Annotated in this window: 19 protein-coding genes and 1 tRNA gene; 7 read left to right on the plus strand and 13 right to left on the minus strand. The window is 65.9% G+C overall.

Translation table 11 applies throughout. The annotated features are described in order from the left end of the window. Positions 1-199 precede the first annotated feature (199 nt). Positions 200-799, minus strand: coding sequence for an arylesterase (locus Q8M85_RS00700; RefSeq protein ID WP_371135157.1), 600 nt, complete (start codon positions 797-799; stop codon positions 200-202). Between the two features lie 97 nt (positions 800-896). On the opposite strand from Q8M85_RS00700, the gene Q8M85_RS00705 reads away from it, so the two are divergent. Both Q8M85_RS00705 and Q8M85_RS00710 read left to right on the plus strand, forming a co-directional pair. Next, on the plus strand, positions 897-1592 hold the full coding sequence (locus Q8M85_RS00705) for an ABC transporter ATP-binding protein (RefSeq protein ID WP_305539061.1): 696 nt from the start codon (positions 897-899) through the stop codon (positions 1590-1592). Further along, positions 1589-4102 (plus strand): ABC transporter permease, encoded by a 2514-nt coding sequence (locus tag Q8M85_RS00710; protein ID WP_305539062.1) that lies wholly within the window; start codon positions 1589-1591, stop codon positions 4100-4102. Before Q8M85_RS00705 ends, Q8M85_RS00710 begins: the two co-directional genes overlap by 4 nt. On the opposite strand, the gene Q8M85_RS00715 is transcribed toward Q8M85_RS00710, so the two are convergent. From Q8M85_RS00715 to Q8M85_RS00735, 5 genes are all read right to left on the minus strand, one after another. Continuing rightward, positions 4099-4842 carry a class I SAM-dependent methyltransferase gene (locus Q8M85_RS00715; RefSeq protein WP_305539064.1) on the minus strand — a complete coding sequence of 248 codons (744 nt, stop codon included), beginning with the start codon at positions 4840-4842 and terminating at the stop codon, positions 4099-4101. The genes Q8M85_RS00710 and Q8M85_RS00715 overlap by 4 nt on opposite strands. 139 nt (positions 4843-4981) lie before the next feature. Beyond that, complete coding sequence (locus tag Q8M85_RS00720) at positions 4982-5893, minus strand: pirin family protein (protein ID WP_305539066.1); 912 nt, start codon at positions 5891-5893, stop codon at positions 4982-4984. A 273-nt stretch (positions 5894-6166) separates the two neighbouring features. Beyond that, a complete protein-coding gene (locus Q8M85_RS00725) occupies positions 6167-6670 on the minus strand; it encodes a hypothetical protein (protein ID WP_305539068.1) in 504 nt (167 codons plus the stop codon). Positions 6671-6808: 138 nt separating this feature from the next. After that, complete coding sequence (locus Q8M85_RS00730; protein ID WP_305539070.1) at positions 6809-7456, minus strand: GntR family transcriptional regulator; 648 nt, start codon at positions 7454-7456, stop codon at positions 6809-6811. 33 nt (positions 7457-7489) lie between these two features. After that, complete coding sequence (locus Q8M85_RS00735; RefSeq protein ID WP_305539072.1) at positions 7490-8182, minus strand: M48 family metallopeptidase; 693 nt, start codon at positions 8180-8182, stop codon at positions 7490-7492. Between the two features lie 124 nt (positions 8183-8306). On the opposite strand from Q8M85_RS00735, the gene Q8M85_RS00740 reads away from it, so the two are divergent. Next, positions 8307-8642: a TIGR02300 family protein gene (locus tag Q8M85_RS00740; protein ID WP_305539074.1), complete on the plus strand. Its 336-nt coding sequence runs from the start codon at positions 8307-8309 to the stop codon at positions 8640-8642. A gap of 103 nt (positions 8643-8745) precedes the next feature. Then, positions 8746-8821, plus strand: a tRNA-Ala gene (locus tag Q8M85_RS00745). A 181-nt stretch (positions 8822-9002) separates the two neighbouring features. Here Q8M85_RS00745 and Q8M85_RS00750 read toward each other — a convergent pair. Both Q8M85_RS00750 and Q8M85_RS00755 read right to left on the minus strand, forming a co-directional pair. Then, on the minus strand, positions 9003-12152 hold the full coding sequence (locus tag Q8M85_RS00750; RefSeq protein WP_305539076.1) for an efflux RND transporter permease subunit: 3150 nt from the start codon (positions 12150-12152) through the stop codon (positions 9003-9005). Next, on the minus strand, positions 12149-13246 hold the full coding sequence (locus Q8M85_RS00755) for an efflux RND transporter periplasmic adaptor subunit (RefSeq protein WP_305539078.1): 1098 nt from the start codon (positions 13244-13246) through the stop codon (positions 12149-12151). The genes Q8M85_RS00750 and Q8M85_RS00755 overlap by 4 nt, the downstream gene beginning before the upstream one ends. Positions 13247-13586: 340 nt before the next feature. On the opposite strand from Q8M85_RS00755, the gene Q8M85_RS00760 reads away from it, so the two are divergent. Beyond that, entirely contained in the window at positions 13587-14942 is a 1356-nt protein-coding gene (locus Q8M85_RS00760; RefSeq protein WP_305539080.1) for a DEAD/DEAH box helicase, read from the plus strand. Positions 14943-14988: 46 nt separating this feature from the next. Here the strand turns inward: Q8M85_RS00760 and Q8M85_RS00765 are convergent, their stop codons facing one another. Next, positions 14989-15441 (minus strand): hypothetical protein, encoded by a 453-nt coding sequence (locus Q8M85_RS00765; RefSeq protein ID WP_371135158.1) that lies wholly within the window; start codon positions 15439-15441, stop codon positions 14989-14991. Positions 15442-15811: 370 nt separating this feature from the next. On the opposite strand from Q8M85_RS00765, the gene Q8M85_RS00770 reads away from it, so the two are divergent. Then, the gene (locus Q8M85_RS00770; protein WP_305539084.1) at positions 15812-16390 is read left to right on the plus strand and encodes a thymidine kinase; all 579 of its coding nucleotides are present in this window, start codon (positions 15812-15814) and stop codon (positions 16388-16390) included. Here Q8M85_RS00770 and Q8M85_RS00775 read toward each other — a convergent pair. Beyond that, the gene (locus Q8M85_RS00775) at positions 16363-17298 is read right to left on the minus strand and encodes a DMT family transporter (RefSeq protein ID WP_305539086.1); all 936 of its coding nucleotides are present in this window, start codon (positions 17296-17298) and stop codon (positions 16363-16365) included. The two genes, Q8M85_RS00770 and Q8M85_RS00775, sit on opposite strands and share 28 nt — an antisense overlap. 127 nt (positions 17299-17425) lie before the next feature. On the opposite strand from Q8M85_RS00775, the gene Q8M85_RS00780 reads away from it, so the two are divergent. Further along, the gene (locus tag Q8M85_RS00780; protein ID WP_305539088.1) at positions 17426-18502 is read left to right on the plus strand and encodes a hypothetical protein; all 1077 of its coding nucleotides are present in this window, start codon (positions 17426-17428) and stop codon (positions 18500-18502) included. Between the two features lie 5 nt (positions 18503-18507). On the opposite strand, the gene Q8M85_RS00785 is transcribed toward Q8M85_RS00780, so the two are convergent. From Q8M85_RS00785 to Q8M85_RS00795, 3 genes are read right to left on the minus strand one after another with little or no spacing between them, the layout of a single operon-like run. Next, positions 18508-19035: an SPOR domain-containing protein gene (locus tag Q8M85_RS00785; RefSeq protein ID WP_305539090.1), complete on the minus strand. Its 528-nt coding sequence runs from the start codon at positions 19033-19035 to the stop codon at positions 18508-18510. Further along, a complete protein-coding gene (gene upp, locus Q8M85_RS00790) occupies positions 19032-19664 on the minus strand; it encodes a uracil phosphoribosyltransferase (RefSeq protein WP_305539092.1) in 633 nt (210 codons plus the stop codon). The genes Q8M85_RS00785 and upp overlap by 4 nt, the downstream gene beginning before the upstream one ends. Then, positions 19665-20642: an adenosine deaminase gene (locus tag Q8M85_RS00795; RefSeq protein WP_305539094.1), complete on the minus strand. Its 978-nt coding sequence runs from the start codon at positions 20640-20642 to the stop codon at positions 19665-19667. Between the last annotated feature and the right edge of the window lie 26 nt (positions 20643-20668).

Genomic DNA, 20668 nt, shown 5'->3' on the forward strand with positions numbered 1-20668 from the left:
TTGGTGGCCCGCCACGCGCCCGGATGCAACACTTGAGCGATGCCTCAAGTCGTCTGCGACGGCCAGTTGGCATCCGGGTGCGCTGTCATCCGCAGCGCGACGGGAGGCAAGATTGGCGAGGATGTTCGACCAACCGTCAAGGCTGTCAGCAGCTTTCCCGCCACAGCTTCCGCGTTGCGGTTTGCGCCCAGCAGATTGCTCAGGGCGCGACTTTGGCCAGCAGGTCCTCGACTTGCGGCCCCAGCCCGTCGACGATCAGCTTCACGCCATCCGGGTTCGGGTGCAGCCCATCCGCCTGCATGAACGCCGCCAGCGAGGCCGGATCGGACGGGTCCGCCCCCGCAGACCGCAAGCCCGCGAAGAAGTCATCTGCCAAAAGGGTCCCGTAAGACGTCGACAACTCGCCGTACATCGCGTCGAACGCCGCCTTGTACTCTGGCCCGAAGTTGCCCGGAGCCTTCATCGCCACCAGAAGGACTGGCAGGTTCCGTGCCTCCGCTTCCTTCAGGATGCCGTCCAGATTGGCCTTCGACGCCGCCGGATCGATCCCGCGCAACAGGTCATTGCCGCCCAGCGTCACGATCAGCGCGTCGGCCTCTGGCCCCAGTGACCAGCCAACCCGCGCCAGACCGCCCGCCGTCGTATCCCCCGAGACCCCCGCGTTCTGCACCGTGACGTCATGTCCCTTGGCCTGCAGCCAGCCCTCCAGCACCGGCACGAAACCATGCGTCTGGTCCGCAAGCCCATAGCCGGCCGTCAGGCTGTCGCCGAGTGCCACGATCGTGACCGGCTCGGCCATTGCGAAACTTGACAGTGCCAAGACTGCAATTGCAGCATTGCGAATTCGCCGCACTGCGCCATATCCCACTGAAAGCCCTGCCCGAAGGACCCCTTGCATGACCGATCCCGTTCTCGCGCTTACCGATGCGCGGCTGACCCTTGCAGGCAATGCCGGCCCGGTCGAGATCCTGAAGGGCATCAGCCTTTCGGTCCACAAGGGCGAAACGGTCGGGCTGATCGGGCCATCGGGGTCGGGCAAGTCATCGCTCCTCATGCTTATGGGCGGGTTGGAGCGTGCCACCGGCGGCAAGGTGCTTGCGCTGGGGCAGGACCTGACCGCGATGGACGAAGATGCGCTCGCCCGGTTCCGTCGGGGGAATATGGGGGTTGTGTTCCAATCCTTCCACCTCATTCCGACGATGACCGCGCTGGAGAACGTGGCGTTACCGCTGGAACTGGCCGGGACCGCAGACGCCTTCCCCCGGGCCGAGGCCGAACTGACCGCCGTGGGCCTTGGGTCGCGGATGCACCACTACCCCAGCCAGATGTCAGGCGGCGAACAGCAGCGCGTGGCGCTGGCCCGTGCCGCCGTGCCGCGCCCCGCGATCCTGCTGGCGGATGAACCCACCGGCAATCTCGACGGGGTCAACGGCCAGGCGATCATGGACCTTCTCTTCGGCCTGCGCGACCGCCACGGCGCGACCCTCGTCCTGGTTACCCACGCGCCCGAGCTTGCCGCCCGATGCGACCGGGTGATCCGCTTGGCCGACGGCCTTCTCGCGCCCGAAGCGCACGCCAAGGCCGCCGAATGAGCCTCGCCTTCACCATCGCCCGGCGCGAACTGCGCGGCGGCTTGCGCGGCTTTCGCGTGTTCCTTGCCTGCCTCGCGCTTGGCGTTGCCGCCATCGCCGCCGTCGGAACGCTCCGCACCGGCATCCAGCAGGGCCTGTCCGACCAGGGCGCGGTCATCCTTGGTGGCGACGCCGAGATGCGCTTCACCTATCGCCCCGCCGACGCGGACGAACGCGCCTACATGGACCGCATTTCGACACAGGTGTCCGAAGTTTACGATTTTCGCTCGATGGCATTGGTTCAGGACGATCAGGCCCTCACCCAGATCAAGGCCGTCGATGACGCCTGGCCTTTGACAGGGGCCGCCCAGCTTGACCCGCCGATCCCGGTGGCCGAGGCGCTGGCCGACCAGAACGGCCTGCCGGGAGCGATCATGGACCCCGTCCTGATCGAACGCCTCTCCCTCAAGCCGGGCGACACCTTCCGTCTTGGCACCCAGGATTTCCGCCTCACGGCAGCCCTGGTGCGCGAGCCGGACAGCGCCTCCACCGGCTTCACCCTCGGCCCCCGCACTGTCGTCCACTCGGACGCTCTGGCGACGTCCGGCCTCCTGGCGTCCGGCTCGATGTACGAGACCCGCTATCGCCTGGTCCTGCCGCCCGGCTCGGACCTGCAAACTCTTGAGGACGAAGCCGAAACCACATTCCGCGACAAGGGCATGCGCTGGACCGACAGCCGCCGCGCCGCGCCGGGGATCGAATCCTTCGTCGACCGCATTGGCAGCTTCCTCGTCCTCGTCGGCCTTGCGGGCCTAGCGGTCGGCGGTGTCGGCATCTCGGCCGCGATACGCAGCCACCTTGACGGCAAGGTCGAGACCATCGCCACGCTGAAAACCCTTGGTGCCGAGGGTGGCCTGATCTTTCGCAGCTATCTCTGGCAAACTGCAATTCTCTCCGCCCTAGGCATCGCCCTCGGCCTCGCGCTCGGGGCCATCGTCCCCCTCCTCGCCGCCCCCCTGATCGAGTCCTCTCTCCCCTTCCCGGCCAAGATTCGCCTCTCCCCCGGCGCGCTGGTGGAGGCCGCCTTCTACGGCACCCTTTCGGCCCTCATCTTCACCCTCCTCCCCCTCGCCCGGACCGAACGCATCCGCCCCGCCGCCCTCTATCGTGGTGGCAGCGGCACCCGCACCTGGCCAAGGAAACGCTACCTCGCTGCCCTCGCGCTCCTCTCCGTCGCCCTGATCGGCAGCGCCACCTGGCTTTCCGGCATCCCCGAGCTTGCCCTGGGTGCCGCTGGTGGGGTCCTTGGCGCTCTCCTCATCCTTGCCCTTGCCGCCCTCGGCCTGCGCGTCGCCGCCAAGCGCCTGGCCCGCACCCGCCTCACCCACGGTCGCCCTGCCACCCGGGCCGCCCTTGCCGCCATCGGCGCACCAAGGTCCGACGCGACCTCGGTCGTCCTCTCGCTTGGCCTCGGGCTTTCCGTGCTGGCGGCTGTCGGCCAGATCGACTGGAACCTGAGGCAAGCCATCGCCACCGATCTTCCGACCCGCGCACCCGCGTTCTTCTTCGTCGACATCCAGCCCGACCAGCTGGACCCGTTCCTCGCCACCGTCGACGGCAACCCTGCTGTCACGGAAATCGAAACCGCCCCGATGCTGCGCGGCGTCATTACCCAGATCAACGGCAAGCCCGCCCGTGAAGTCGCCGGCGACCATTGGGTCGTAAGGGGCGACCGCGGCATCAGCTACGCGTCAACCCCCGGCGAAAAGACCCGCATCACCGCTGGGGCCTACTGGCCCGAGGATTACACCGGCGATCCCCAGATCAGCTTCGCCGCCGAGGAGGCCGAGGAAATCGGTCTCAGGCTTGGCGACACCATGACCGTCAACATCCTGGGCCGCGACCTGACCGCGACCGTGACCTCGTTCCGCGAGGTTGACTTCTCGAACGCCGGGATGGGCTTTGTGATGACGTTGAACCCTTCGGCCCTGGCCGGCGCGCCGCATACCCACATCGCCACCGTCTACGCCCCCCCGGAAGCCGAGGCGCAGATCCTGAAGGATGTGACGAAAACCTGGCCCAACATCACCGCCATCGGCATCCGCGAGGCGGTGGACCGCGTGGCCGAGGCCCTGTCGGCCATCGCCACGGCCACCGCCTGGGCCGCTGCCGGGACGTTGATCACCGGATTCGTCGTCCTGATCGGCGCGGCAGCGGCGGGCGAACGCGCCCGGATCTACGAATCCGCGATTCTGAAAACCCTCGGCGCGACGCGGGGCAAGATCCTTGCCAGCTTTGCCCTCCGCTCGGCCCTGATGGGCGCCGCTGCGGGCGTCGTCGCGGTTGTGGCCGGGGGCATCAGCGGCTGGGCGGTGATGACTTTCGTGATGGATTCGGCCTACCGCTTCGAACCTGTCTCAGCCATCGGCATCGTCCTGGGCGGCATCCTAGCCACCCTTCTGGCCGGGCTCTTCTTCGCGCTGCGGCCGCTGAACGCCCGCCCCGCCGGAACGCTGCGCGCGCAGGACTAGGGCGTTACGGGAACCGGGTCCAGCGCCGCGTCCCCGACAGCGGCAGGGCGGAACAGAGGAAACCCCGCGTGCCGCTCTGCCCGCGCGCTAAGCAACTGGAACGACGCGAAGAACCGCTCGACCCCGTAGCCCCCCAGATCGGCGCCGGAGAATTCAGCGACGATCTGATCATAGCTTTCGGAAAGCACCCGGCTTTCCGGGTTCAGGCCCGATACGCAGACAATCCCCGTCGACCGGCAGTCCAGCACGGTCAGCCGCAAATCGGGCCGCCAGCGCTGCAGGATCGGGATCAGTTTCCAGACATCCCCCGTCCAAGGCCCTTTGGGCAGGTTCGCAAGGTCTCGCGTCGTCATGCCCATCCCGTAGGGCACACAGTCATGCAGCAGGATCACCCCGCCCTGCGCCATCGCCGCCTCGGAATGGATGAAGTCGCGCAAGAGGAACTCGAACAGGTGCATCCCGTCCAGGAACGCGAGCCCCGGTCTGATGCCATTCCGAGCGAGGAACCCCGAGGCAAAGAAATCGTCGCTGGTCGCCTGGAACACATGCAGCGCAGGCTTCTTCCCGATGATGTTGATCTCGGCCTGGAAGAACGGATCGACGGCAATGGTCTTTGACCGGACGGGGGCAAAACTTTCCCCCGACCGGCAGCCGACCTCAAGATACCAGTCGAACAGGCAGGCCTCATGCAACAGCCGCAGGAAGCGGTAGTAGGGCATGCCAGAGGGTTTGACGAACATCGGCGGTCTCGTGACTGTACGCGCGCACTTTGCCGCGCGACCTGTCCAGCCGCAACCCCGCCTCGGGCCTGCGCCGGGGCCTCCCACGGTGGGGGAGGTCCCTGGTCAAGCCCGGGACGAGGTCTTGTCACTGCGCCGGTTAATGCGCGGGTCGGATGAAGGTCCCGTTGCGCAGTTCCCTGAACGCCTGCTGCAACTCGGCCTCGCTGTTCATCACGATCGGCCCGGCCCAGGCCACCGGCTCTTCGATCGGCGCACCGCTGACCAGCAGGAACCGCACCCCGTCCGGCCCCGCAGTCACCGTCACCTCATCGCCCGCGCCAAAGCGGACCAGCGTGCGGTTGCCCGAAAGGTCACGGATGTTGACCTCCTGGCCCTTCACTTCCTTCTCCAGAAGCACGCCCTCGGGCCGCGCCGCATCGCGGAAGTTCCCCGCACCCTCGAACACATAGGCAAAGGCCCGGCGGCGGGTGTCGACCTTGAAGGTCTTGCGCTTGCCCGCAGGCACATAGACGTCCAGATACTGCGGGTCCGCTGCAATGCCATCGACCGGGCTTTTCACCCCGCGATAGTCGCCGATCACCACACGGATGCTGGTGCCGTCATCTTCATGCCGTTCCGGCAGCGCGCTGGCCTCCATGTCCTGATAGCGCGGCGCAGTCATTTTCAGCGCGCGCGGCAGGTTGCCCCACAGCTGGAACCCGTGCATCCGGCCCTTGGCGTCACCCTTCGGCATCTCCTGATGCAGGATACCCCGCCCCGCCGTCATCAGCTGCAACGACCCCGGTCCAAGGATACCCCGGTTGCCAAGGCTATCCCCATGCTCGACGGTCCCGGCAAGGACATAGGTGATCGTCTCGATCCCCCGGTGCGGGTGCCAGGGGAAGCCAGCCGAGTAATCGCGGGGATGATCGCCGCGAAAGTCGTCAAACAGCAGGAACGGGTCCGCCTCGGTCGGGTCCTGGAACCCGAAGGCGCGATGCAGATGAACGCCCGCGCCTTCGATATGGGGCTGGGCGCGGCGGGTTTCGATGACGGGACGGATGGACATTTGGTGTCTCCTGATTTCGCTTGGGCAGAAGATGGGGCGAACGGGGCGGCGCGCCAAGGCGCAAATGCGTGGGTCATCTGTGCAGGGATGCACCGAAATGCGCAGACACAGGGCAGCGCCCGACCGCCGGGTGGGCGCTGCAACCTCAGTTCTACGCACTTTATGGTTCAACCCCTCCCACCGAAGTTCTAGGCGAGACGCTGCAAAAGCGCCCGCCCGAGGGGGCGGTCGGGCGCTGCCCGGCGGGCTTCGCCCTTGATTCCGGGCAACAGGTCAGTCGGCAGCTTGCTGCTCTCTTCCCCAAGCCCAACATTCTCTTTGTCGAGCGCGATGAAATTCGTGGGCGTCGGAGAAGCTGTGCCCTAATCGCCGTGCTCCTTCAACAAAGCCAAGCAAAGCAGAAGGGTCCAACTCGCCCGTCTCTAGATTGGTTTTGTTGACGCAGATCGCAGGGAGCATAGGCAGTCCCTTTGCGTGGCATATGTCAAGAAGCCCGTCCAGATGACCTTTCGCCCCGTTCATATGGTGCCGCGCCTTACTCCACTTTATTCCGCTGGCTTCAGCGATTTGCCCGTAGGAAACGCAAATCTGGGTCACCGCAGCTTCCCGCAGAACAGCTAAAGACTTGTTGAAGTCCAGTAGACTCTTTGCTTGCGCGCGCCTTGCTCTTTCTTCGAGCAAGAGAGGGTAGAGCGGCAGGCCTCGCGCGTTCTTTTCTTCATGGTTCCTGATCAAGGCATTGATTGGCCCATCAGTTTTGGAGCTTGGGTCAAGCAAATCGGGTCTCCTCGTCATTGCCTCAAGTGGGAAGTCTGCCCTGTGCAAACCAATGGCGGTCAATCCTTTCCAAATCCCTAACGCCCGCGAACAACCCATTGATTTCCCTTCCTCATCCGCGTTTGTCCACCGTGGACACTACCCCGCCAGATGCCGCAGCCCCTGCGTCACGTCGGTCCGCACCGCCAGCCGCAACCCCGGCTCGTCCCCCGCCTTCAGGGCCGCCAGGATCACCCGGTGGTGCATCGGCGGCTCCCTCCGCTTGACCTTCGCATAGACCGCCCGCATCGTCGGCCCCAGTTGCAGCCAGACCGTCTCGCACATCGCCAGCATCGCCGGGGTCTGGGCGCGCAGGTAGAGCGTCCGGTGGAACTCAAGGTTCGTGCGGACATAGGTCACCGCATCCCCCCGCACCGCCGCCTCGCCGTTCATCAGGTTGATCGCCGTCAGCCGCTCGATCAGCGCGAAGTGGGCGCGGGGCAGCGCGCGGGCGGCCATCTCCGGCTCCAGCAAAGCCCGGATCGCCGCCAGTTCCTCTATCCGCTCCGGGGTCAGTTCCGGCGTGGAAATGCGGCCCGACGACGACAGCGTCAGCGCACCTTCAGCCACCAGTCGCCGCACCGCCTCACGCGCGGGGGTCATCGAGACACCGAAGGTCTTGCCCAACCCCCGCAACGTCAGCGACTGGCCGGGGTTCATCTCGCCATGCATCACCTGCTGGCGCAGCGACCGGTAAAGCCGTTCATGCGCGGCAGCGTTGGGATCGGTGGGACGGGGCGTCAGCATGGGATGCAGGGAAGCACCCCGGCCGCAGACGGGTCAATCCTGAAAGCGTACCCGATGAAGGGTGTTGCCGTTCGTCTTCAGCCAGTTCCGGTGATCCTTCCAGTCCGGGCAGATCGACGTCACGACCTTCCAGTAGTCCGGTGAGTGGTTCAGCTCGACCAGATGCGCGACCTCATGCGCGGCGACATAGTCCAGCACGGCAGGCGGGGCCATGATCAGCCGCCAGGAATACATCAGCCGCCCGTCCGGCGAGCAGGAGCCCCAGCGTGAGCGGGTATCGCGGATTGCCAGCGACGAATACCGGCGCTCAACAAGTTCTGCATAGCGGGTCGAAGCGGCGGCGAGCCGATCCCGCGCCAGAACCTTCAGCCAGGCCGCAACCCGCGGTCCCAGAGTTTCCAGATTTCCCGGAACCAGAAGCTGTTGCCCCTCGACGCGGACCCCGCGACCGGTTGCCGGGGTCAGGACCAGCTCGGCCCCCTCGACCGGAACAACCGCGCCCGGCCCCACCGTCCGCAGCGCCGAGCCCGGCATTGTCGACAGGGTCTGCCGCAGCCAGTCCTCGTTGCCGCGCAGGAAGGCCATCGCCTCACCATCCCGCGCCCTGACGGGCATCGACAGCGTCACCTTGCCGTCCAGCCGTGACACCCGCAACGAGAATCGGCGCGCGCGGGCCGACCGTTTCAGATGCACCTCGACCGGCGGCGAGCCTGGCAGAACCGGCATGCAAATCCCCTTGAAAGCTTCGGCGAAGATAGCCATTTCCCGTGACGCACGAAAGCCTTTGACAGTCGCCTGCACCTGTGGCAAGCGACCATTTTCCCGTTACCCACCACCTAAAGGGATGACCATGCCCAAAGCAGAATGGGGCACGAAGCGGATTTGCCCGACCACCGGCAAACGCTTCTATGACCTGAACAAAAGCCCGATCGTCAGCCCCTACACGGGCGAGGTCGTGGACATCGAATCCGTACGGCGCAAGATGGCCGCCTCGGTCATCGCGCGGGCTGTTCCCGAAAAGGACGACGACGTTCTCGTCGAGGATCTGGAAACCGAAGACGTCCTGCTGGACGGCGCCGTCGCCGACGATGCCGAGATGGACGACGATCTTCTGGAAGACGATGCGGACGACACCGTCTCGCTGGACGACCTTGCCGACGTGCCGGGCGACGAGGAAGAAGTCTGAGACAAGCGCCGGGGGAAAGGGGCGTTTTTCCCCTTGCACCCCCCCGCGACCTGTCCTAGATACCCCGCATCGCGGCGGCAACGGCGCGGTGCTTCTCTCCGGTGGGGTCATAGCTCAGATGGGAGAGCGCTTGAATGGCATTCAAGAGGTCGGGAGTTCGATCCTCCCTGGCTCCACCAAAAAGAGACTGAAAGCGGGACGGCATTGCCGTCCCTTTTTCTTTTCCGGGCCCATGACTCCGGCCTGAGCCCACACCACCGCGCGGCAGGGTCAAGACTAGAGGAATCCAGGCGGCAGGCGTGCTACCTGACGCGAACTTTTCAGTCAGGCCGGGGCGGTGCGCTGTAGCGCACCCTACGATTACTCTGCAGGCTGGGCCCGGCCCCTGCCGCGCAGCTTGGCGGGGCGGTGTTCAGCATACCAGGCCCGCCGCTTTTCCCGCTGCCAGAACCAGGGCTTCGGATGGTCGTCCCGCGTCACCAGCATCAGCATCGAGGGGATGATGACCAGCGTCAGCACCGTGGCGAAGGCCAGGCCATAGACGATGGCGCTGGACAGCGCGATCCACCATTGGGTCGAGGGCGCGCCGATGGTGACCTCGTGGCTAAGAAGCTCGAGGTTCAGGCCAAAGGCGATGGGCAGCACACCAAGGATCGCGGTCAGCGCGGTCAGGACCACGGGGCGCGCCCGTTCGCGGCAGGTCTGCAGGATCGCCTCTATCTTCGGGCGGCCCTCGCGGCGCAGGGTGTCGTAGGTGTCGATCAGCACGATGTTGTTGTTCACCACGACCCCCGCCAGCGCGATGATGCCGATGCCGGTCATCACCATCGTGAAGGGCTGGCCCATGATCATCAGGCCCAGAAGGACTCCGATGGTTGACATGATGACCGCCGACAGCACCAGCCAGACCGAGGTGAAATTGTTGAACTGCGCCAGAAGCACGATGAAGATCAGGAAGATCGCGGCACCGAAGGCCTTGGACAGGAAGGCTCCGGCCTCGGCCTGCTCGGCGTCCTCGCCTGCCAGTTTCCAGCGGATGCCGTACTGGTCAAGGCTGGCTGCTTCCAGCGCGGCGGTCACCTGGGCGTAGATCTTGTCGGGCTGCACGCCCTCGCGGATACCGGCCTGGACCGTGACGGTGCGGGCGCTGTCCAGACGGGTCAGCGTGCCGGTGGTCGGCGCGGCCTTGCGCGTGACGAAGTTCGAAATCGGGACCGATCCCTCGGCCGTCTGGATGCGCAGCTGGTCCAGCGCGGAAATGGTCCGCTGGTCGGCCGGCAGGCGCAGGACGATGTCCACCGCGTCATCGGCCCCGGCAGGGCGGTAGTCCGACAGTTTCAGCCCGCCCGTCACCAACTGGACCATCGCCCCCACGGTCGAGGGCGCAATGCCATAGCGCGACGCGGCGGCACGGTCGACCTGCAGCTCCCAGTCGACGCCGGGGGGCGGCAGGCCGTTCGAGATGTCGATCACGTCCGGCACATTGGCCAGCCGCGCGGCAACCTGCTGGGCGACCTCGTTCAGATAGGTCGGATCATCGGCGGAAAGCTGGATCTGGATCGCCTTGCCGGTAGGTGGCCCCGCCTGCGGAACCGAAACCTGAATGTCCACGCCCGGAATCCCGACCATCGCCTGCCGCAAGTCGGCAAGGATGGCATTGGCGTTCTTGCGCATCCGCCAGTCGACGAATTCGTACTGGATGACACCGATCACATCGGCATCGATCTCTTGGCCCATTCCGCCGCCCGCGCCGGTGCGGGTATAAACTGTCTCGATCCCCGGCCAGCCCAGGATGCGTTCCTCGGCCTGGGCGACGAGGGAATCCTTTTCGGCGATGGAGAGGTTCCCGCGCGCCTTGACGTAGAGAAGGCCGAACTCGGGTTCCACATCGGGAAAGAAGATCACGCCCTTTCCATACTTGGCATAGGCGAAGGGCACCGAGACCAGCAACCCGACGGCCACGAAAAGCATGATCACCGGATGCCGCACCGCCTTGCCGACGACCCACATATAGGCCCCGTCCTTGTGCTCGGGCGGGTGCTTGAACGGCTTGGCGATCAGCGCGCCCAGCGTCGGCACGAAGATCAGCGCGTAAAGCATAGAGGCCGACAGCGTGACGATCAGCGTGATCGGCAGGTACTTCATGAACTCGCCGACGATACCGGGCCAGAACAGGAGGGGCGAGAAGGCCGCCACCCGCGTCATCGTTGCCGCGACGACGGGCCCGGTCATCTTGTGCGAGGCCATCGCGAAAGCCTCGCGCTTGTCCATGCCTTCGGACATGCGGCGTTCGGCGTATTCCGTGACGATGATGGCGTCGTCGACCAGCATCCCAACGGCCAGGATCAGCGAGAACAGGACGACGATGTTGACCGTGTAGCCCCAGAGCGACAGCGCCAGCATCCCCATCAGGAACGAGGCCGGGATCGCCAGCCCGATCAGGATCGAGGCACGGACCGACAGTGCATAAAGGATGACGATGAAGACCAGGATCACCGCCGTCAGCACGGAATTCTGCAGGTCGAACAGAAGCTGGCGGATGTCCTTGGACTTGTCCTGGCTGAAGGTCACTTCGGTGCCTTCGGGCAGCAGAGCCTTGAACTCTTCGGTGACCGCCTTCACCTGGTCGACCGTTTCGATCAGGTTGGCTCCGGTGCGCTTTGAAACTTCGATGGCGATTGCCGGCGCGCCGTTCAGGCGGGTCACCGTCTCGGGTTCCTTCAGCGTCGGCAGGATGCCAGCGATGTCGCGGACCCGGACGGTGGCGGTCCCGGTCGAGACGACCGGCAGGTTCGCCACATCCTCGATGGTTTCCAGCAGCGACGGCACCTTGATCGCATAGCGGCCCTCGGCCCCTTCCAGCGACCCTGCGGCCACCAGCTGGTTCCCGGCAGCAAAGCCCGCGATCAGGATATCGGGGCGCAGGCCATAGGTGGCCAGCTTGCCGGGATCTATCACGACTTCGACCAGATCGTCGCGCACGCCCTGAAGCTCGGCGTTCAGGACCGGGGGCAGCTCTTCCAGCCGGTCGCGCAAGTCGCGGCCCGCGCGGGCCAGCACGCGTTCCGGCACGTCGCCAGAGAGGGTGATGACCAGGATCGGGAATTCGGACAGGTTGACCTCGTTCACCGTCGGCTCGTCGGCCCCGTCCGGCAGCTCGGGCCGCGCCATGTCGACCTTGTTGCGCACATCGTCCAGCGCCTTCTTGAGGTCGGCCCCGGCCTGGAATTCGATCAGCACGTTGCCGCCGCCCTGATAGGCGGTCGAGGTCATCTTCTTGATGCCGGTGATCGACTTCAGCGAGGTTTCCATCGGCCGCAGCAAGAGCCGCTCGCTGTCTTCGGGCGAGATGCCGGTGTAGTGCATGCTGACGTAAAGGATCGGGATCTGGATATCCGGCTCGGCCTCCTTGGGGATCGAGACATAGGCCATGGTCCCGGCCAGCATCAGGAACAGCAGGACCGAAACGGTCAGCCGGGCATTGGCAATGGCGGTTTCGACGATCTTCATTGGCCGACCCCAGAGGCTACCTCGACCGTGTCGCCGTCGCGCACGAGGTCTTGACCTGCGGTGATGATGCGCACGCCTTCGGGCACTCCGGTGACGACCAGGCCCTGGGCGGTGTCATCGATGATCTGGACGGCGGCGAACTGGGCCACGTTGGCCTTGTCCACGACCCGCACCCCAAGTTCGCCCTTGTCCGACAGCGTGATGATCGACCGCGGGACCACGACGGCGCGAAGCGGCTGGGCGTAAAGCGACACCTCGGCCGTCATGCCCGAGGGCAGCGTCATCCGCGGGTTCGGCAACGCGATTTCCACCGGGAAGGTCCGGGTCTGCGCCGAAGCCTCACGCGCCACCAGCCGCACGGTCCCGTCCATCTCGGTCCCGTTGACGAGGCGCACCTTGGCGGTGGACCCCACGGCGACGGCGGCCAGGTCGACCTCGCTCACCTCGGCCTTAACCAGGATCGGATCCAGCGACAGGATCGTGGCAACCGGGGTTCCGGTCTGCACCCATTCGCCAAGTTCGACGGTGACGGTATCCACAACGCCGGCGAAGGGTGCCTTCAGCCGCAGACGGTCGGCCGAGGCCTGGGCGCGCGCAAGCTCGGCGGCGGCGGCGTCACGGGCGGACCGGGCGTTGGTCAGGTTCGACTCTGAAGTGCTGCCACCCTCGAACAGCCGCTGCGCAACCTCGAGATCCCGCTCTTTCTGGTCCAGCGCGATGCGGGCGATCCTTTCCTGGGCCACGGCCTCGGGGCCTTCCAGCGTCATGACCTCGGACCCAGCCCCGACCATGCCACCCTTGGTCATTGCCAAGGACGCGATGACCCCGTCGGCGCGTGCCGCCAGTTCCACCCGCTTGTCGGCCTCGGTGATCCCCGAAAGACGGATCGCGCGGGCGTGGTCGACGAAGACCGGCTCGACGGCCGATACGGTGCGGACCAGAGGCTTGTTTTCAGTGGCGGGGGCCTCGGGCGTCTGGGATTCCTTACCCTCGGCGGTCTGTGCGCTGCCGACCGACGAGAACTCGCCAGTCGCGATCCAGGCAACGGCGCAAGCCATGACAGCAAGGGCGGCAAGACGGTGGAATTTCGGCATGGCGAGGCATCACCCGGATAAGCTGTTGATCGGAAAAGATTTCTTCTGTCGCGAGCCAATATTGGCCCAACGGCCGGAGCTGGAACAAGACTCTGTACGCGGACGCGCGAAGTCATACGCCCGGCGGGAAACAAGGTCCAGTCCGGTGTTGCAACCGCTTTGGCTTGACTTCGAAGGTGAAAGCGCCCATCTCCACCATGTCCGACGCCCGTGCCGCGTGAGCACCGAAAGGCCCGGACGCTCTGGTTCCCATTAGTCACGCAGGGGCGCCGCTTGCGGCACGGTCACGGGCATAGGCCCGGGGCGAGGGTCGCAGGCCCTCTGAACGAATGGGATTCCCATGACCACTTTTGCCGACCTCGGCCTTTCGCCGAAAATCCTGAAAGCGCTGGAAAAGACCACGCTGAAGACGCCCACGCCGATCCAGGCGCAGGCAATTCCCCATATCATGGCGGGCCGTGACCTGATGGGCCTGGCCCAGACCGGCACCGGCAAGACCGCCGCTTTCGGCCTGCCGCTTCTGCACCGCCTTCTCGACATCGGCCACCCACCGGGGCCGAAGAACGTGCGCGCCCTTATCCTTGCGCCAACGCGTGAGTTGATCGCCCAGATCAAGGACAACTTCGAGGTCTTCACCAAGGGCACCGCCGTCAAGGTGACGATGGTCGTTGGCGGCGCGTCCCTCTTCAAACAGGCGCAGGCGCTCTCCAAGGGCACTGATGTTCTGGTGGCTACCCCCGGCCGTCTGATCGACCTTCTGGAGCGTGGTGACGTCAAGCTGGACCAGTGCGCCTATCTGGTGCTGGACGAAGCTGACCACATGCTGGACATGGGCTTCATCCATTCCCTGCGGAAGATCGCCAAGCACATCCCGCTCAAGCGTCAGACGATGCTTTTCAGCGCTACCATGCCGAAAGACATCTCGGAAATCGCCGACACCTACCTGCGTGACCCGATCAAGGTGCAGGTGGCACCCCCCGGCAAGCCGGTCGAGCGGATCAGCCAGGGCGTCCACTACATCCCGAACGGCGACAAGGCCCGCGTGCTGGAAGAGTATCTGAAGAAGCACCCGGGCGAGCAGGCCCTGGTCTTCGGTCGCACCAAGCACGGCTCGGAAAAGCTGATGAAGCTGCTGGCCGTCTGGGGCTTCAAGGTCGGCTCGATCCACGGCAACAAAAGCCAGAACCAACGTGACCGCACCCTGACCGAGTTCCGCAATGGCGAGCTTGACGTGCTGGTCGCCACCGACGTCGCCGCCCGCGGAATCGACATTCCTACCGTGCGCCACGTCTACAACTTCGACATGCCCAACGTGCCGGAGAACTACGTCCACCGCATCGGACGCACCGCGCGGGCGGGGGCCAACGGGTCCTCGATCAGCTTCTGCGCTCCGGCTGAAATGGGCGAGCTGCAGGCCATCGAGAAACTGCTGAAGACCCCGCTTCCCGTTGTGGGCGGCGCGCCTTGGGCGGCGGACGTGGTTGCTGCGGCTCCGAAGCCGGGGCAGAACCGCGGGCAGCGGCAGGGCAATGGCGGACGGCAGGGCCAGAAGCTGACGGCCAAGCCGCAGGGCCAGCGGTCCGGTTCGGGCAAACCAGCGGGTCAGGGTCGTCCGGCGGGTCAGGGCAAACCTGCGGGCCAGCGCCCGGCCAAGCCTCAGGGCGGCAGCTTCGCGCCGCGCCGCGACGCACGCTAGAAACGGCGGGCGGGGTCGGTATAAGCCGGCCCCGCTTTCGTTCCGGTCAGCTTGCCTCTTCTTCCAGGTTCAGCTTCATCTCCAAAAGCACCTGCTGGATCGCCAGCGTCTCGCGCAGAAGCCGCTTGGCCTCGTTGACCGAGATCTTTCCGTCGCCGATTGCCTGATTGTATTCCGCCATCAGCATCCCGAAACGCTGCGCCAGGGCAACGACATCCTGGTTCACCCCCGAGGACGAGGCGTTCCGCTTTTCGCCGTCATAGGACAGCGTGATCCCCCGCAGGTCCGCCAGGGCCGCCGTCACATGCGGGAAGCGGCTTGAGGACTCCAGCGCCGCCACCACGTCAATCGGCATGAAGCGGTCGTCGTGTTCGTCGCTGTCCGAGTAATACCGCCCCAGCGTGGCCTTCGACTTTCCGGTGATCGCGCAGGCCGATTCAATTCCCACGTCCTTGACCAGCGCCTCGGTGTGTTTCTTCAGATAGGACGCAACCGACATCACCCACTCCACTGACCTGCATGCCCCAGGGTCAAGCCGGGGGAAACGCGATGTTTTTTTCCCATTAATCGGATGGGAACCGTTTGTCATGGATAAAGAGGTTCCGGGCTGTCCGGAACGTTAGCGAGTGGTCGATGTCCCCAGCATCGGCAAGCGTTGGGTCCGCCGCATCAACCCGGCAAACGGGCTGACGGCGGCGCCGACTAAACGCGGCGGGCCCGTGTTTTGCGAGTGTGCGGGCGTTCCCGCCGGTATGTGTGTTTCGGGCCTGCGGTCCCGCCCGGTAAGGGGTTATCTTCGGTAAGTCGGGTCGTGTCTGCCAGCCAATAGGCTTGCAGCGCGGCCCGGTGATCGGCTAGGGGATCGCCTCATGGCCAAGCTTTATTTCCACTACTCCACCATGAACGCGGGGAAATCGACCTCGCTGCTGCAAGCCTCGCACAACTACCGCGAGGGGGGGATGCAGACCTATCTGATCACTGCGCAGTTCGACAACCGCGCCGGCGAAGGCCGCATCGCCAGCCGCATCGGCATCGGCGAGCCTGCCGATACCTTCGGCCCGGATGAGGACATGTTCGAAAAGCTGAAGGCGCGGTTCGCAAAGGGCCCGGTCGCCTGCGTCTTCATCGACGAAGCGCAGTTTCTGTCCAAGCCGCAGGTCTGGCAGCTGGCCCGCGCGGTCGACGACCTGGGCGTGCCGGTCATGGCTTACGGCCTCCGCGTGGACTTCCAGGGCAACCTCTTTCCCGGCTCGGCCGCGCTTCTGGCCTGGGCCGACGAGATGCGCGAGGTCCGCACGATCTGCCATTGCGGCAAGAAGGCCACGATGGTCATCCGCCGCGACCCGGACGGGCGCGCGCTGAAGGAAGGCGAGCAGGTGGTGATCGGCGGGAACGAGACCTACGTCAGCCTCTGCCGCCGTCACTGGCGCGAGGCGATGGGCACCTGATCCCGTTGCGGGCGGGCGATGATGATCCCCGCCAGCGCAATCAGCGCCATGCCGACCCAGGCGAACCAAGCCAAACTCTCGCCCCACAGCAGGAACCCCCACAGCGCCGAGGCGGGCAGGATCACGTACTCGAAGACCGACACGCGCGAGACCTCGGCCATCTGGTAGGCCTTCACGAACATCCCCACCCCGACCAGCGAGCCTGCCGCCTGCACGAAGGTCCACCAAAGGAACTCTCCCGTCGGCCAGACCGGGCCGCGCTGGAGAAACCCGTCTGGACCCTCGGGCACCGCCAGCGGGAAGGCCCAGAGGACCGCCATCCCAAGCAGCCCGTAGACCCCCAACATCCCGAAGAACCCGGCCACCACTGTTTCGGCCGTCTCGCCCGCGCACCAGCGCTGGGTGGCGATGTTGCCCATCGCGTAGAGCGCACCCGAGATCACTGGCAGAAGTGCGGCCAGCGTGGCCCCAGACAGCGCCTCGGGTCCCAGGACCAGGACAACGCCCGCAAAGCCGATCAGCACAGCCAGGATCTGCACACCGCGGATGGGCTGGCCGTAGAGATACCGCTGGAAAAACAGGACGAACAGCGGCGCGGTAAAGAGGCCCGCCGCGACCTGGGCCACGGGCAGGAAGGCCAGCGCTCCGAAGTAGATCAGCATCGCCGTCCCGTGGATTGCCGACCGCGCGATGACCGCCCAGGGCCGTTTGGGCCACAGCTTCAGCCCCATCGACACCGCCACCAGCGCCAGGATCGCGAAGGCCATCGCCGTCCGCGTCGCATGGAACTGCCACAGCCCCGCATCCCTGGCGATCACCCGGACGTAGTTGTCGGTGAAGGCGATCACGCTGGCATAGACCAGCACCGCGCCAAAGGCGGCCAGGGTTCGGTTCGGGGTATCGCTCATCTGCGCGTCCGGTTTTCGTTTTCCCGACAGGACCCGACATCCGGGCCCTGCGCCAGCTTGAACGCGACCAGTCCCGACAAATCCGGGTCGCTGGCGTGTTTCGCTGCCAACGCCGGGGGAAGGGTGATTGTCGCCGCCGTCCGGGCCGGATAAGCTGGCCGTCAAACAGGCAGAGACCCCGCAGCCGATGACGGCGCTACGTAAGTATCAACGGCTGGAATGTGGAGGCCTGTGGCGCGAGACGCCGCAGGACCAACGGCGTGACGTGCTGGTCCACTTCGGCGAGGCGACGCTGGTCCTGTCCGACCCGAAAAGCGGCACCGCGATCAGCCACTGGTCGCTGCCCGCCATCGAACGTGTGAACCGGGGCGAGGACCCGCCGATCTTTGCCCCCGGACCGGATGCCAGTGAAAGCCTGGAACTGACTGACCCCGACATGATCGCGGCACTGGGTGCCGTGCGCCACGCGGTCCAGGCTGCCACGGCCAAGCCCGGCCGCCTGCGTGGCGTCCTGCTGGCCGGGGCAGCTGCTGCGGTGGTGCTGGTTGCCGTCGTCTGGCTGCCGGGGGCGCTTGTCCGCCATACCGCCTCGGTGGTGCCACTCGCGCAGCGCGCAGACATCGGTCAGCGGGCACTGGACGATCTTACCCGTGTGACCGGGGCGGCCTGCAACAACCAACTTGGCCTGCAGGCGCTCGCCGCCTTGTCCGAACGCGTCTTCGGTCCGGTGGATACGCCGATCCTCTACGTCCTGCCCGAAGGCATCGACGAACCGCAGCACCTGCCCGGCGACGTCATCATGCTGCCCCGCCGACTGATCGAGCAGTCGAACGGCCCCGAGGCCGTTGCCGGTGCCGCCCTGGTCGAACGGCTGCGCAGCCGCACCCGCGATCCGATCATCCCCCTGCTGGAATATGCTGGCATCAAGGCGACGGTGCAGCTTCTGACCACGGCCGACCTGCCCGACGCAGCCCTTGCGGGCTATGGAGAGGCGCTTCTTCGCGCCGCCCCCGTGCCCCTGGCCGAAGCCAGCGTGCTGGCGGCGTTTGAGGCCGCGCAGGTCCCCGCCACGCCCTATGCGCTGGCCGTCACCCCCGAAGCAAATGTGGGCCTTGCCACGAACGACCCCTACAAGGGCCTCGCGCCGTCGCCTCTGGTCCCGGACGAATCCTGGATAGCCCTGCAAGGGATTTGCGGCGGCTAGGCGCGCTAGGGGCTGACCACCGTTGCTTGCGCAAAGCCTGCGTCCCGCAGCGCCAGCCACGCAGCTTCGGCCGAAGCCTGGTCTGGGAACGGTCCCGCGAAGACAGTGATCACCGCTCCGCCGCCACTCTGCACCCGGCCACGGACCACGTCATAGTCCAATTCCTTCAGCCGCGCCTCGGCCTGCTTGGCGGCCCTGGACTGGCCGAAGCTGCCGACCGCAACAAAATGGCCACCGTCGGCCTCTGCGCTGGGTGCGTTCGGGGTCCCCTTCACCGGCTGCACCCCGATCTCCTCGACCACCGGGACAGGCTGGCCCGAGGGAGGGCTGCCACAGACCGGCACCCCCTGGCGCGAGACGCGGGGGACCCACACCACCTGAGACCCAGTGCCGGCACGGGCGAACATGCAGCCTTTGCTGTCGACGTATTGCAGACCGGCATAATCTGCCGGCGGCACTTCCGCGGGCTGCAGCGGCTGGGCTTCCGCTGCCACCCCGGCCAGCATCAGCAGTGGCACCAAAGCCCGGATCATTTGGTCCCGAACATCCGGTCCCCGGCATCGCCCAGACCCGGCACGATGTATCCGTGATCGTTCAGATGGCTGTCCACCGCTGCCGTGACGATCGGCACGTCCGGGTGGGCCTCCTTCATCCGGGCGATCCCTTCGGGCGCAGCCAACAGGCACAAGAACCGTATCTGCTTCGCCCCCGCCTGTTTCAGCAGCGACACCGCCGCCGCCGACGAGTTTCCGGTTGCCAGCATCGGGTCCACGACGATGGCAATCCGGTCCTCCATGTGTTCGGGCAGCTTGCAGTAGTACTGCACCGGCTGCAGCGTCTCGGGGTCGCGGTACAGCCCGACGAACCCCACGCGCGCCGCCGGGATCAGCTCCAGGATGCCATCCAGAAGCCCGTTCCCCGCCCGCAGGATACTGACCAGCGCCAGCTTCTTGCCTTCGATCACGGGGGCATCCATCTCCTCCAGCGGCGTCTCGATCCGCTTGGTGGTCATCGGCAGCTCGCGGGTGACCTCATAGGCCAGCAACAGGCTGATCTCGCGCAACAGCTTGCGGAAGCTGGCGGTCGAGGTGTCCTTCTCGCGCATCAGGGTCAGCTTGTGCTGGACCAGAGGGTGCGACACGACGGTCAGGTGATCCAGCATTCAGGCCTCCAGCAGCTTTCCGATCCTGATCTTGGTATCGGCGTCGCAAAAGGCCGCGTCAAGCGACTGGCGCGCGATCCGCCGGAATTGCCCGTCGTCCCAGTCGAAGGCCTTGTGCAACTCCTCGTACTCGCGCGACATCGTCGTGTGGAAGAAGGGCGGATCGTCGGTGCTGATGGTCACCTTTACCCCCCTTCGGTCCAATTCATCGATCGGATGATCCCGGAACGAGGGATAGACCCCCAAGGTCACGTTCGACCCCGGACAAACCTCCAGCACGATCCCCTTCTCGGCCAACTCGTCGACCAGCGCCAAGTCCTCGATCGCCCGCACCCCATGCCCGATCCGCTCCACCTCCAGGTCCCGCACCGCATCGCGCACACTCTCGGGGCCGCCCCATTCCCCCGCATGCGCCGTCAGCCGCAGCCCCGCTTCCCGCGCGCAGTCGAAGGCCCAGCGGAAGTCCTTGGGCGCGCCCACCTTCTCGTCCCCGGCGATCCCGAACCCGACGATCCAGTCCCCGGCGGTTTCCGCCGCGCAACGTGCCGTCTCCCGCGCCTTTTCGGGGCCGAAATGTCGGATGCAGGTGATGATCCCGCGAAGGGTGATTCCCATCTCCCGCTCCGCCTGATCCGCCGCCTCGCGCATTGCGTGGAGGTATTCCTTCCAGGCCCCGACATCGCGACCGCCACAGAAATCGGGCGACAGGAAGGTCTCCGAATACACCACCCCCGCCTTCGCTGATTCCTCCAGCACCGCCAGCACCAGCCGCTGATAATCGCGCGGGGTCTGCAGCGCCGAGGTCGCCGCCTCATAGACCTTCAGGAAATCCCAGAAGTCCTTGTAGCGGTAGTTCCCCCGCTCGTCGAAGACGCCGGCTATGTCCAGATGCTTCTCCTTCGCCAGCCCCGCGATAAAGGCGGGCGGCGCCGCCCCCTCCAGATGCAGATGCAACTCGACCTTCGGCAGTCCGCTCACGAAACACTCCTTATTTCATCTGTCCA

Source organism: Tabrizicola sp., assembly GCF_030694085.1.
Lineage (GTDB): Bacteria > Pseudomonadota > Alphaproteobacteria > Rhodobacterales > Rhodobacteraceae > Tabrizicola.

Coding starts and splice junctions, on each gene's coding strand:
- Q8M85_RS00700 (WP_371135157.1), bottom strand. CDS start 799: ATGGCCGAGCCGGTCACGATCGTGGCACTCGGCGACAGCCTGACGGCC.
- Q8M85_RS00705 (WP_305539061.1), top strand. CDS start 897: ATGACCGATCCCGTTCTCGCGCTTACCGATGCGCGGCTGACCCTTGCA.
- Q8M85_RS00710 (WP_305539062.1), top strand. CDS start 1,589: ATGAGCCTCGCCTTCACCATCGCCCGGCGCGAACTGCGCGGCGGCTTG.
- Q8M85_RS00715 (WP_305539064.1), bottom strand. CDS start 4,842: ATGTTCGTCAAACCCTCTGGCATGCCCTACTACCGCTTCCTGCGGCTG.
- Q8M85_RS00720 (WP_305539066.1), bottom strand. CDS start 5,893: ATGTCCATCCGTCCCGTCATCGAAACCCGCCGCGCCCAGCCCCATATC.
- Q8M85_RS00730 (WP_305539070.1), bottom strand. CDS start 7,456: ATGCTGACGCCCCGTCCCACCGATCCCAACGCTGCCGCGCATGAACGG.
- Q8M85_RS00735 (WP_305539072.1), bottom strand. CDS start 8,182: ATGCCGGTTCTGCCAGGCTCGCCGCCGGTCGAGGTGCATCTGAAACGG.
- Q8M85_RS00740 (WP_305539074.1), top strand. CDS start 8,307: ATGCCCAAAGCAGAATGGGGCACGAAGCGGATTTGCCCGACCACCGGC.
- Q8M85_RS00750 (WP_305539076.1), bottom strand. CDS start 12,152: ATGAAGATCGTCGAAACCGCCATTGCCAATGCCCGGCTGACCGTTTCG.
- Q8M85_RS00755 (WP_305539078.1), bottom strand. CDS start 13,246: ATGCCGAAATTCCACCGTCTTGCCGCCCTTGCTGTCATGGCTTGCGCC.
- Q8M85_RS00760 (WP_305539080.1), top strand. CDS start 13,587: ATGACCACTTTTGCCGACCTCGGCCTTTCGCCGAAAATCCTGAAAGCG.
- Q8M85_RS00765 (WP_371135158.1), bottom strand. CDS start 15,441: ATGTCGGTTGCGTCCTATCTGAAGAAACACACCGAGGCGCTGGTCAAG.
- Q8M85_RS00770 (WP_305539084.1), top strand. CDS start 15,812: ATGGCCAAGCTTTATTTCCACTACTCCACCATGAACGCGGGGAAATCG.
- Q8M85_RS00775 (WP_305539086.1), bottom strand. CDS start 17,298: ATGAGCGATACCCCGAACCGAACCCTGGCCGCCTTTGGCGCGGTGCTG.
- Q8M85_RS00785 (WP_305539090.1), bottom strand. CDS start 19,035: ATGATCCGGGCTTTGGTGCCACTGCTGATGCTGGCCGGGGTGGCAGCG.
- upp (WP_305539092.1), bottom strand. CDS start 19,664: ATGCTGGATCACCTGACCGTCGTGTCGCACCCTCTGGTCCAGCACAAG.